11 protein-coding genes are annotated in these 12,166 nt (G+C 65.5%); 6 read left to right on the top strand and 5 right to left on the bottom strand.

All coding sequences use genetic code 11. The annotated features are described in order from the left end of the window. Positions 1-226 precede the first annotated feature (226 nt). Positions 227-1,123, bottom strand: coding sequence for a LysR family transcriptional regulator (locus AC07PQ_RS22040; protein ID WP_493186211.1), 897 nt, complete (start codon positions 1,121-1,123; stop codon positions 227-229). Between the two features lie 113 nt (positions 1,124-1,236). On the opposite strand from AC07PQ_RS22040, the gene AC07PQ_RS22035 reads away from it, so the two are divergent. Next, positions 1,237-2,760 (top strand): MFS transporter, encoded by a 1,524-nt coding sequence (locus AC07PQ_RS22035; RefSeq protein ID WP_493186212.1) that lies wholly within the window; start codon positions 1,237-1,239, stop codon positions 2,758-2,760. Between the two features lie 6 nt (positions 2,761-2,766). On the opposite strand, the gene AC07PQ_RS22030 is transcribed toward AC07PQ_RS22035, so the two are convergent. Together AC07PQ_RS22030 and AC07PQ_RS22025 are read right to left on the bottom strand one after the other, a co-directional pair. Then, positions 2,767-4,020, bottom strand: coding sequence for a ferredoxin reductase family protein (locus AC07PQ_RS22030; protein WP_493186213.1), 1,254 nt, complete (start codon positions 4,018-4,020; stop codon positions 2,767-2,769). Positions 4,021-4,160: 140 nt separating this feature from the next. Further along, a complete protein-coding gene (locus AC07PQ_RS22025; RefSeq protein WP_101337870.1) occupies positions 4,161-5,048 on the bottom strand; it encodes a LysR family transcriptional regulator in 888 nt (295 codons plus the stop codon). Positions 5,049-5,273: 225 nt separating this feature from the next. On the opposite strand from AC07PQ_RS22025, the gene glsB reads away from it, so the two are divergent. Then, a complete protein-coding gene (glsB, locus tag AC07PQ_RS22020) occupies positions 5,274-6,182 on the top strand; it encodes a glutaminase B (protein ID WP_493186214.1) in 909 nt (302 codons plus the stop codon). A 205-nt stretch (positions 6,183-6,387) separates the two neighbouring features. Here the strand turns inward: glsB and AC07PQ_RS22015 are convergent, their stop codons facing one another. Then, complete coding sequence (locus AC07PQ_RS22015) at positions 6,388-6,861, bottom strand: LEA/WHy family protein (protein ID WP_007928537.1); 474 nt, start codon at positions 6,859-6,861, stop codon at positions 6,388-6,390. 283 nt (positions 6,862-7,144) lie between these two features. Beyond that, on the bottom strand, positions 7,145-8,584 hold the full coding sequence (locus AC07PQ_RS22010) for a nucleobase:cation symporter-2 family protein (protein WP_007928536.1): 1,440 nt from the start codon (positions 8,582-8,584) through the stop codon (positions 7,145-7,147). A gap of 394 nt (positions 8,585-8,978) precedes the next feature. Between AC07PQ_RS22010 and AC07PQ_RS22005 the strand changes: the two genes are divergently transcribed. From AC07PQ_RS22005 to AC07PQ_RS21990, 4 genes are all read left to right on the top strand, one after another. Continuing rightward, complete coding sequence (locus AC07PQ_RS22005; protein ID WP_062825795.1) at positions 8,979-9,695, top strand: helix-turn-helix transcriptional regulator; 717 nt, start codon at positions 8,979-8,981, stop codon at positions 9,693-9,695. A gap of 86 nt (positions 9,696-9,781) precedes the next feature. Beyond that, on the top strand, positions 9,782-10,090 hold the full coding sequence (locus tag AC07PQ_RS22000; protein WP_493186371.1) for a nuclear transport factor 2 family protein: 309 nt from the start codon (positions 9,782-9,784) through the stop codon (positions 10,088-10,090). A 243-nt stretch (positions 10,091-10,333) separates the two neighbouring features. Then, the gene (zapE, locus tag AC07PQ_RS21995) at positions 10,334-11,446 is read left to right on the top strand and encodes a cell division protein ZapE (RefSeq protein WP_493186215.1); all 1,113 of its coding nucleotides are present in this window, start codon (positions 10,334-10,336) and stop codon (positions 11,444-11,446) included. Between the two features lie 32 nt (positions 11,447-11,478). Further along, positions 11,479-12,084: a DinB family protein gene (locus AC07PQ_RS21990; RefSeq protein ID WP_493186216.1), complete on the top strand. Its 606-nt coding sequence runs from the start codon at positions 11,479-11,481 to the stop codon at positions 12,082-12,084. The last annotated feature ends 82 nt before the right edge of the window (positions 12,085-12,166 follow it).

Below are 12,166 nucleotides of genomic sequence, written 5' to 3'. Positions count from 1 at the left end.
CTATTAAAGCGGTTATCGAAAAATACGGCTTCTAACTACAGATAACAGCAAATGGAACAGCTGACTGTAATGGTGAAAGCGCTATTTCCGGTACAAGTTTTTTGAAGGTGGATGATAAAACCATGAAAGTCGAAAAAACGTGAGGGCATCGCAACAAGATGTTTCTGGCTAGTCGTGGAACGGCTTCATGTTCGCAGCACATTCCTTGTGTGGACCCGGTATTTTTTCAGCGTCCGCCCAACACCAGGCGTTCGCTGAGAAAGTCGACGAACACTCGCAGTTTCGGCAACAGATGTCGACTGCCGGGCCAGAGCACCGAGAACTTGCCGCTGTCGATCTGATAGTCGTCCAGCACCGATACCAGGGAACCGTCGGCCAGGGCGTCACGTACCACGAAGTCTGGAACGAAGGCGATGCCCAGGCCCTGGGTGGCGGCGTGGATCAGCGATTCCAGGTTGTTGCTGGTCAGGGCGCTGCGCAGCAGCAGCGGTGGGGCGTCAGCGGGCAGGCGCAGTTTCCATTCCTGCAATTGCACAGTGCCGGGAAACTTGTAGCGCAGGCAGGCATGTCGCTCCAGGTCAGGTGGGCACTCGGGCACACCATGGCGGGCGAAGTAGTGGGGGGCGCTGACCAGGACGAAACGGAACGGCCCCAGGGTGCGCGATTTGAGCTGGGAGTCCGCCAGCTCGCCGCTGCGGATCACCGCGTCGACGCCTTCGGCGATCACGTCGATCAGCCGGTCGTTGAAGTCCAGGTCCAGTTCGATCTCCGGGTAGCGTTCGGCGAACTCCGGCAGGATCGGCAGCAGCATGCGATAGCCGATGGCGGGCAGGCTGACCCGCAGCTTGCCGCGGGGCTTGTCGCTGATGCGCGCCAGCTCGGCTTCGGCGTCTTCCACCTCGCCGACGATGCGCTGGCAGCGCTCGAAGAACAGCGTGCCTTCGTCGGTCAGGCTGATGCGCCGGGTGCTGCGATTGAGCAGGCGCACGCCGAGCCGTTCTTCCAGGCGCGCCAGGCTTTTGCCCACCGCCGAAGCGGAGATGCCCAGGCGTTGCGCCGCACCGACAAAACTGCCGGCCTGCACCGTGCGCACAAAGGCCAGCATGCCACTGAGGTTGTCCATGGGGATCTCGATTAGAGCGTTAATATCCGTAAAGAACGGACTTTAGCCCTGTTTGTGGATGATTGCGGCGAATCTACCATTGATCGCACCCTAACGTTCCCCCTGAGGTGCCGATGAATTCGCCAACCGATGTGCCTGCTGCCTTAGATCACACTGTCGCCGGCGGTTCTTCCTACGCGGTGCTGGCCGCGGTGTGCCTGGCGGCGCTGATCCTGCCGCTGACCTTCGTCGGCGTGGCCGTGGCGACCCCGGCCATCGGCCGCGAGCTGGGCGGCGGCCCCCTGGCCCTGAGCTGGATCACCAATACCTTCATGCTGAGTTTCGGCAGCGCGCTGATGGCTGCCGGCACCCTGGCCGACGAGTACGGGCGCAAGCGCGTGTTCAGCCTCGGTGTCGGCCTGTTCGCCCTGACGTCGCTGGCCCTGGCCTTCGCGCCTTCGGTGCTCTGGCTCGACCTGTTGCGGGCGGTGCAGGGGCTGGCCGGTGCGGCGGCGCTGGCAGGCGGCTCGGCTGCTTTGGCCCAGACGTTCGAGGGCCCGACGCGGACCCGCGCCTTCAGCCTGCTGGGCACCACCTTCGGCGTCGGCCTGGCATTCGGGCCGATCCTCGCCGGGGTGTTGATCGAAGCCTACGGCTGGCGCTCGATCTTCGTCTCCGGGACCTTGATTGGCGGTCTGTCGCTGCTGTTCGGCGTGCCGCGCATGCCTGAGTCCCGCGATCCGGACGCGGCGGGGGTCGACTGGCCCGGTACCTTGAGTTTCACCGCGGCGCTGGTGGCGCTGACCTGGGGCATTTTGCAGGCGCCGCAAAGTGGCTGGGGCAGCCCGCTGGTCTGGGGGCTGCTGCTGGTGGCGCTGCTGGCGTTGCTGCTGTTCATCGTGGTGGAGCTGCGGGTCAAGCGGCCGATGCTCGACCTGTCGCTGTTTCGTTACCCGCGCTTTGTCGGCGTGCAGCTGCTGCCGATCGCCACCTGCTATTGCTTCGTGGTGTTGCTGATCCTGCTGCCGATCCGCTTTATCGGCGTGGAAGGCTACAGCGAGATCGATGCCGGACTGATGATGATCGCCCTGTCCGCGCCGATGGTGGTGGTGCCGTTGCTGGCCGCGTGGCTGACCCGCTGGTTCGGCGCCGGGACCCTGTCCAGCGTCGGCCTGGTGATTGCCGCGTTCGGGCTCTATCTGCTCAGCCGGATCGCCCCGGGGCAGGCGCCGGCGACCAATGTCTTGCCCATGCTGTTGATCGGCTTCGGTGCCGGTTTGCCCTGGGGCTTGATGGACGGGCTGTCGGTCAGTGTGGTGCCCAAGGAACGGGCGGGGATGGCCACCGGCATCTTCAGCACCACCCGGGTGGCGGGCGAGGGCATTGCCCTGGCCCTGGTGGTGGCCCTGCTGGCCGGCTTGCTGCAACTGTCCATGGCCGCGGCGCTGCCGGAGCATTCGCAACTGCCGCTGGCCGCCCAACAGTTGGCCAGTGGCAACCTGCAGGCCAGCGCGGCCTTGTTGCCCGAGCTGGGCCGGGAGCTGCTGCTCGGGCTCTATGCCAAGGCTTTCACCTGGCTGCTGTATGCGCTGATCGCCATCACCCTGGTCGCGGCGCTGGTGGTGCGGCTGATGCTGCATGAGCCGCGCCGGGCTTGAGGGCGTTCAGCGAAACTCGAAGAACTCGTAGTGCAGGTTGCGCTCGGGAATCGCGTATTCGCGCATCAACGTCTTGACCCGCGCCAGCAAACCCTTGGGCCCGCAGAAACTGATCTGGATCTGCCGTGGATCGGTTTCGCTGGCCAGCCGTTGCAGGGTTTCGCCCAGGCGGTCGGCGCCGTCGGTGTGGCCGATGAAAGCCACCCCGCGCTGCTCGGCCAGGCCCTGCAAGGTTTCGAGGCTGGGGAAGGCCCGTGACGGGTTGCAGCAGTACACCAGGGTCGCCTGGTCGAAGCGCCCGGCGGCGGCATCCTGCAGCCATGAGATAAAGGGTGAGATGCCCACGCCACCACCAATCCAGATCTCCCGGCCGGCATCGAGCCGGCGCTTGAAGCGGCCATAGGGCGCGTAGAGGTCGGCGAGCATGCCGACCTTGACCTGCTGGCGCAGCTTCTGGGTGTAGTCGCCCAGGGCGCGGATCACGAACTCGATGCGCCCGTCGCTGGCGTGGGCGCTGGCGATGGTGAAGGGGTGCGGTTCGCGCAGGCCTTTTTCACGCATGGCGAGAAAGGCGAACTGCCCGGCCTTGAAGGCGAAACCGCGGTGCAGCGGGGTCAGCTCCAGGTGCAGGGAGTTTTTCTCCAGGGTCACCGCGCTGACCCGGTATTCGCCGGCCTTGGCCAGCAACGGATAGAGCAGCAGCTTGTACAGGGCGCCGAGCAGGCCCAGGCCGCAGAGCGCGGTGAGCCAGATACCCGAGGGGTTATCCAGGGCAATCGGCGACTTGAAGCTCAGCCAGTGCAGGATGACGATCGCGAACAGCGGCCCGGACAGCTTGTGCCACCAGCGCCACTGGCCGTAGGGAATGTTGCGGTTCAGCGCCAGCAGCACGATCAGACCGAGGGCGACGTAGCTCAGTTGGCGCACCATGCGCGTCCAGTACTTGGACAGTTCGATGATCGGCACGCTTTGCCAGAGATCCAGGTTGGCCTTGAACACCAGGTGATAGCTGGCGAAGACCAGCGCCCAGATGCCCAGCCACTTGTGGCTTTCATAGACCCGGTCGAGGCCACCGAACAGCCGCTCGACCCAGCGCCAGCGGCTGGCCAGCAGGCAGGACAGGGCCATGTAGGCCAGCGCCGTGGCGCCGAGGACCAGGCTCAGGGTGGCGGAGGTCAGCCAGGTATCGCTGGGGATTTCCAGCAGCACGGTGAGGGTGGTGATCAGCAGGACGCCGACCACCGAGTACCAGGTTTTCAAGGGGGACACCTCCAGAAAGATGGCGCCAGTGTCGGCGCATAGGATGGGTCGCGGGCTGCGCGCGGGTCAGGGCGCAGCCGGGTGAGGGCGTATTTTACTGGCGAAGCGGCAGTCCTGAGCTGATCTGCATCAGCGCCTGCTCAGTGCGGGTGTGGCAAGGGGTTTTCCACTAGCCAGGCCTGGGCGAAATCCAGGTAGGCGCGGACGATGTTCGAGGGCGGGCGCTGGTTCGGATACAGCAGGTGCAGCTGTTGTTCCGGCATCGGCAGGCGCGGCAGCAGGGCTTGCAGGCGACCGTCGCGCACGGCTTCGGCGGCGAGAAAGGCCGGCAGCTCGGTGACCACCTTGGCGGTCAGCGCCAGTTGGCGCAGGTGCAGGTAATCGTTGGCGGCGAACAGCGGATCGGGGCTGTAGGACTGGTCGCCCAGCTGCCACTGTTCCCGGGCATCGGCCTGGCGCGACCAGACGGCACAGGGAAATCCGCGAAGGTCGGCGGGGGTTTGCGGGGTGCCGAGGCGCTCCAGCAGCAGCGGGCTGGCGACCAGCATATGCCGGTAGCTGCCGAGCAGGCGCGCCGGGCGCTCCTCGTCGAACAACGGCCCGGCGCGCAAGGCGACGTCGACCCCGTCCTGCGCCAGGTCGCTTTCCCGCTCGCTGGTATAGACCGCGACCTGGACCTCGGGATGGCGCCGCTGGAACTCGGCCAGCAGCTTCCACCAGCTCTCGAATGCCGCCGGCACCGACACACTCAGGCGGCCCTGCAAGTGCATTCGATCATTTCTGACAGCCTGTTCGCCCTCGGCCAGGGCCTCGATACCGCGGCTGGCGTGTTCATAGAGCTGGCTGCCGGCGGCGGTCAGCCGGGTGCCACGGGTGGAGCGTTCCAGCAGTTGCACGTTGAGGCTGCGTTCCAGTTCACGAATGCCTCGGCGGATGGTGGCCAGCGGTAGTTGCAGCAGGTTGGCGGCGGACGAAATGCTGCCGCATTGGACCACGCTGACAAACATCCTGGCGGCGTTGAGATCCATGAGCGCTCCCTGTCGAATGTAGTGGAAAGCCTATCAGCTGCGGCTCTGCCCGATCAAAAATGCGCGGTCCGCGGGCGATTTTCATCGACGGTTTTTTCTCCCGCGCGGGGGCGGTGCGAGGGGCCGCGCCAGGGATGGCCACGACAACTGTGTTCTCGACGCGGCGGGATGCGTCTAGCAGCGATAGCTTCGCGGCGGTGCGAGGCGGAACGTGCGAGTCTGAACATGCAAGCGTTGTTGAACGAGATCCTCGACGAGGTCCGTCCCCTGATTGGCCAGGGCAAAGTGGCCAGCTACATTCCGGCGCTGGCCGACGTGCCGGCCAACCAGCTGGGGATCGCCGTGTATGGCAACGATGGCCAGGTGTTCAGCGCCGGCGACGCCGATACGCCGTTCTCGGTGCAAAGCATTTCCAAGGTGTTCAGCCTGGTACAGGCCATCGGGCATTCCGGCGAGGCGATCTGGCAGCGCCTGGGGCATGAGCCTTCCGGGCAGCCTTTCAATTCCCTGGTGCAGCTGGAGTTCGAGCGTGGCCGTCCGCGCAACCCGTTCATCAACGCCGGGGCGCTGGTGATCTGCGATATCAACCAGTCGCGCTTCGCCGCGCCGGCGCTGTCCATGCGCGATTTCGTGCGGCGCCTGTCCGGCAACATGCAGGTGCTGGTGGACGGCGGCGTCGCCGATTCGGAATACCAGCACCGCGCGCGCAATGCGGCGATGGCCTACCTGATGCAGTCCTTTGGCAACTTCCACAACGACGTCGAGGCGGTGCTGCGCAGCTACTTCAGCCACTGCGCGCTGCGCATGAGCTGCGTCGACCTGGCGCGGGCCTTCTGCTTCCTGGCCAACGACGGCTTCTGCAAGCACAGCGGCGAGCAGATCCTCACGGCGCGCCAGACCCAGCAGGTCAACTCGATCATGGCCACCAGCGGCCTGTACGACGAAGCCGGCAATTTCGCCTACCGCGTCGGCCTGCCGGGCAAGAGCGGCGTGGGCGGCGGCATCGTCGCGGTGGTGCCGGGGCAGTTCACGGTGTGCGTGTGGTCGCCGGAATTGAACGCGGCGGGCAATTCCCTGGTGGGCATGGCGGCGCTGGAGTTGCTGAGCCAGCGCATCGGCTGGTCGGTGTTCTAGGGGCGGCGGGACAAGGGCGGCCGGTTGCGGGTGCTGCGCACCCGGTCGCAGGCTGCGCCAGCGGCTACAGGAACGCGGTGCTTGTGTAGCCGCTGCCGAGCCTGCGAGGCTGCGCTCGGTTTGGGCGGCATTGCGACGTAGCAACTGCAAAGCCTGAGTCTGCGGTCTGTCTGGATAAGCGTATTTGCGAGCGCAGCGCGTCCGCTTACCAGGTGAAGTTGGCGGTCTTGGGCAGGCTCAGCTGGCCTTTGTCGACGAAACGCATCGTGCCGAACGGGCCGCCGGCGAGCTTGCCGCGCAGCACGTAGGGCAGGTCGTCGAGGCTTTGCGTCTGGCTCAGGCCCAGGGTCTGGCGCAGCACGGCGAAGGCCGAGACGCTGACCGGCACCACCAGCACCCCCTCGGAGAAACGCCCGATGCTGCCGCTCTGGTCGCTCACCCCGGAGGCCAGCGGCTGGCCATTGACTTCCAGGTCCAGGGCCACGCCGTTGTAGTTGATCGCGGTTTCGTTGGGGTTCTGCAGGCGCAGCTTGACCGCGAAGCGCACTTCCAGGTCCTGGCTGGGCAAGGGTTCGATACCGACCACATTGATGTGCAACTGATCGCGCTGGGGAAACAGGGCGCAGGCGCTCAGGCTGAGCAACAGCAAGGAAAGGGTGAGGCCGAGGAATCTGCGCATCAGGGGTCGTCTCTGCGGGAAGGGAGGCACTGATGAATCTAGCGCGGCCAGGTCTGCACCACAAACCACGATGTCAAGAACGCCCGGTTTCTGTAGGAGCCAGGCTTGCCGGCGATTGGGCCGGCAGGGCTGGTAGTGAGCTTGAGGCCTGCCGTCTGGTGGTGTCGCCACCGACGCCATCGCGAGCAAGCTTCGCTCCTACAGATGCCAGTTTGGCGGTGCGGCCAATAACGCCATCGCGAGCAATCGAGCGTCGACCGGCTGCTCCTACAGATGCTCGGGGTCAGGCGTTGGCCTTGGCGCTCACATCCGGGTCCTGCATGACTTTGAGGGTCGCCGCTTCCGGGTCGAACTCGTCTTCTTCCAGCTCGATGAATTCTTCCGGCAGGAAGATGTTCAGCAGGATCGCGCACATCGCGCCCACGGTGATCGGCGATTCGAAGATGTTGTGCAGCGCCTTGGGCAGTTCGCGCAGGACTTCCGGCACCGCCGCCACGCCCAGGCCCATGCCCAGGGAGATCGCCACGATCAGCACGTTGCGTCGATGCAGCCCGGCTTCGGCGAGGATCTTGATCCCGGCCACGGCCACGGTGCCGAACATGATCAGGGTCGCGCCGCCCAGCACCGGCTTGGGCATCAGTTGCAGCACCGCACCGATCACCGGGAACAGCCCGAGCAGCACCAGCAGGCCGGCGATGAAGTACGCCACGTAGCGACTGGCCACGCCGGTCAGCTGAATCACCCCGTTGTTCTGGGCGAAGGTGACCATCGGCAGGCTGTTGAACACCGCCGCCACCATCGAGTTGAAACCGTCGGCCAGCAGGCCGGACTTGATGCGCTTGATGTACAGCGGGCCCTTGACCGGCTGCTGGGAAATCATCGAGTTGGCGGTCAGGTCGCCGGCCGCTTCCAGGGGCGAGATCAGGAAGATCACCGCCAGCGGAATGAAGGCGATCAGGTCGAAGGAGAAACCGTACTTGAACGGCACCGGCACGCTGACCATCGGCACGTCCGGCATCGCCGCCATATCGACCCGGCCCAGCAGCCAGGCGACCACGAAGCCCAGGGTCAGGCCGATGACGATCGAGCCCAGGCGCAGCATTGGGTGACTGAAGCGGTTGAGCACGACAATGGTCAGCAGCACCAGGGCGGCCAGGCCCAGGTTGCTGGCGGCGCCCAGGTCCGGCGCGCCGAAGCCGCCGGCCATGTCGGTGACCGCCACCTTGATCAGCGACAAGCCCATCAGGGTGATGATGGTGCCGGTCACCACCGGGGTGATCAGCTTGCGCAGCTTACCGATGAACTGGCTGAGGAACATCTCGATAAAGGCCGCGCAGAAGCAGATGCCGAAGATGGTCGAGAGGATTTCCTCGTTGCTGCCACCACGGCCTTTGACCATCAGGCCGGCGCTGAGCAGCACGCTGATAAAGGAAAAGCTGGTGCCCTGCACGCACAGCAGCCCGGAGCCGATCGGCCCCAGGCGCCGGGCCTGGACGAAGGTGCCCAGGCCCGAGACGAACAGCGCCATGCTGATCAGGTAGGGCGTTTCGTTCTGCAGGCCCAGCACGCCGCCGAAGATCAGGGTCGGGGAGATGATGCCGACAAAACTCGCCAGCACATGTTGCAGCGCGGCGAAGATCGCCGCGCTGAAATGCGGGCGGTCCTCCAGGCCATAGATCAGGTCGGACTTGTAGCGCGGCGTGGAGCGATCAGGTGCGGTCATGGGAAAAAGCCTGCCAATGACGTGTCGATAGGGCATGAAACACGTGGAGAAAAGGGGCGCGACGCGGGCTGTCGAAGGACGTAAGGCAAAATCTGCGGACCCGGTCAGAAAAATGGAGGCGCAGGATGCCAGAAAGGTGCCCGGGCCAGAAGGGCCAGCCTCACAATCATCCAGACATCGCCGGTCCCTGTAGCCGCTGCCGCAGGCTGCGATCGGCTGCGAAGCGGCCGCAATCCGGACAACGCACTCTGTCTGATGTACCGCAGGCTCAGGTTTTGCGGCCACTGCGTTGCCGATCGCAGCCTGCGGCAGCGGCTACGGGGTTCGCTACTGACAGATCCTGACAGGGTGCTCTGTTAAGCTGCGCCGATCCTTCCCTGTCGAGCCTGATGCCGTGTCGCGTACCACGCGTTTGTTGACCCTGTTGCAAGTGCTGCGCGGCAAGCGCTGCCCGGTGACCGCCGCGGCGCTGGCGGCGGAGCTTGCGGTGTCCGAGCGCACCCTGTACCGCGACATCGCCGAGCTGACGGCCCTGGGTGCGCCGATCCATGGCGAGGCCGGGATCGGCTATGTGCTGCGCAGCGGCCTGTTCCTGCCGCCGCTGATGCTCAACGCCGACGAGACCGAAGCCATCGTCCTTGGCCTGCGCTATGTCGACCAGCGTGGCGACGAAGTCCTCGGCAAGGCCGCCGCCGATGCCCTGGCAAAGATCGCCGCGGTGCTGGCGCCGGCAGCCCAGGAAGCCTTGCACAACCCAACCGTGCTGCCCGGCCCGCCGGCGTATCGCTACCCGGAAAACGTGGTGCCGCTGAATGTGTTTCGCCAGGCGATCCGCGAGCAGGCCAAGCTGCACATCGATTACGCCGACGTGAACAAGACGCCGAGCCAGCGCCTGATCTGGCCGCTGGCCCTGGGCTTCATGAACGAGGCGCGGGTGATCGTCGCCTGGTGTGAGCTGCGCGACGACTTCCGCACCTTTCGCACCGACCGCATCGCCGCCGCGAGCGAGCAGGGCCAGCGTTATCCGGGACGGCGCAGCGACCTGTTGCGCACCTGGCGCCAGCGCATGCAACTGGACGATGCCGGACGTTTCACTCCTGACAAGAACTGACGCGACGGCGTTTTAGCATGGCTCCAGCAATGACAAACAAGGAGCCGTAGCACCATGTCCAGCACAGCCATTCTCTCGCACCGGCCATCGCCGCCTACCTCGCGGCCACCAATGGCCGTGACAGTTCGGCGGTCGCCAGTTTCTTCGCCGAAGACGCCCAGGTGTTCGATGAGGGCCAGCACCAGGCCGGCACCCGGGCCATCGCCCAATGGATGGAAGACCGCGCCCGCCGTTACCAGCCACGGCTCGAGGTGCTCAAGGTCCAGCAACGCACTGGCAAGGTGCTGGTGGACAACCTGATCTCCGGCAGCTTTCCCGGCAGCCCGCTGGAATTGCGCTACGTGTTCCGGCTCGACGAGCAGGGCAAGATCGCCCGGCTGGATATCTCGTTGTAGCCATCGCGCCCGCGCTCGCTGTAGCCGCTGGCGCAGCCTGCGATCGGCAACGCAGTTGCCGCAAAACCTGGGCACGCGGTGTATCAGGTAGAACGCGCGGCCCGGATTACGGCAACTGCGTTGCCGATCGCAGCCTCGCGCTGCTCGGCAGCGGCTACACAGGCGTCGTGTTCCTCGTAGCCGCGGCGGTTGCAAGATGAGGCATGGCATACTGCGCGGCCCATTTGCGGATGCGTGGACCCCATGCCTTTCGATTCCCCCCTCAGCGCCTATCAGTACGCCCTCCAGGAGCGCGGTTTCGTCGCCGACGAGGCCCAGGAGCGGGCGATGCTGGCCCTGCAGCAGTGTCATGTCGCGCTGCATGAAGGGCGACGCTCGATCACCGGGGTCTATCTGTGGGGCCCCGTGGGGCGGGGCAAGACCTGGCTGATGGACCAGTTCTATCAAAGCCTCGAGGTGCCGGCGCGGCGTCAGCACTTCCACCATTTCATGGGCTGGGTCCATCAGCGCTCGTTCCAGCTGACCGGCACCGCCGACCCGTTGCAGGCCCTGGCCCGCGAGCTGAGCGAAGAGGTGCGGGTGCTGTGTTTCGACGAACTGTTCGTCAACGACATCGGCGACGCGATCATTCTCGGACGCCTGTTCCAGGTGATGTTCGAGCAGGGCGTGGTGATGGTCTGCACCTCCAACCAGTCGCCGCAACAGCTGTATGCCGACGGTTTCAACCGCGAACGCTTCCTGCCGGCGATTGCCGCGATCGAGGCGCATATGCAGGTGGTGGCGGTGGACGGCGCCCAGGACCATCGCCTGCACCCGGGGGTGGCCACCCAGCGTTATTGGCTGACCCCGGCCGGCCAACCGAGCGCCCTGGGCCCGGCGTTCGAACAACTGGCGGCGGGGCAGGCGGTGTCCAGCGCGGTATTGTCGGTGGGCTACCGCGAGGTCCGGGTGATCAAGGCCAGCGAGCGGGTGCTCTGGTGCCGTTTCGCCGACCTGTGCGAGCAGCCGTTTGCCGCCATGGACTTCATGGCCCTGTGCGACCGCTTCAGCGCGATCCTGCTCAGCGAAGTGCCCGAGCTCAGCGCGCAACAGCGCCCGGGGCGGATTGCCCGGGGCACCGAGGATGGCGCCGAGCGAGTGGTGGCGGGCGATCGCGAGCTGCCGCAGCTATCGGTGCACGATGACAGCGTGCGGCGTTTCATCGCCCTGGTGGACGAGTGCTACGACCGCAAGGTGCCGCTCTACCTCGAAGCGCGGGTGCCGATGGAGGCGTTGTACACCGAGGGCTACCTGGAGTTTCCATTCCGCCGTACCCTCAGTCGTCTGAAGGAGATGCAGCTGCAGCGTTTCGGCTGAGCACGCCTGATCATTACAAGGGAGACCTGACCGTGAACCAGCCCCTGTCCCATCATCTGCTGACCATGGCTTACCAGAACGCCTGGGCCAATCACCGCCTGGGCAAGGCCTGGGAAATACTGGACCCGAGCGAGCTGGCGGCGCCGCGGGTGAGTTTCTTTCCCAGCCTGAAAGCCACCCTCAACCACATCCTTACCTGCGACTGGTTCTACGTCGACGCGCTGGAGCTAGAGCTGCGCGGCGAGGCGCCACGGGCCGACTGCTATGTGTTTTTCGATGACGAAGAACCTTTCGACCAGGCCGCCGACCTGCGCCGCGAGCAGGCGCTGGTGGACCGCCGGCTGATCGCCTATTGCGCGCAGCAACGGGATGTGGACCTTGCGCGTATCGTCACCATCGCCCGGGAAAAACCCCAGCGCGATACCCGGTTGCGCCTGCTCTCGCACCTGTTCGAGCACCAGCTGCATCACCGTGGCCAGGTGCACGCGATGCTCAGCGGCACCCGGGTGGCGCCGCCGCAGCTGGACGAGTTTTTCTGCGCGGGCGAGGCGGCCCTGCGCGCCGAGGACTTTGCCGAGCTGGGCTGGAGCGAAGCGCAGATCTGGGGCGCGGAGGCGGTCGAGGAAAAAGAACGGTAGCGCTTGACGCGCTAGCCGCTCGTTTGGTCATGTGCCGGTGTTTACAATCGCTCTCCCGGGGACCCGCCCGGATCAATAACTG

Source organism: Pseudomonas sp. GW821-FHT09E12 (assembly GCF_059416085.1).
Note: the sequence above shows the minus strand (reverse complement) of the source record. Positions and strands in the feature narration are given on the sequence as shown.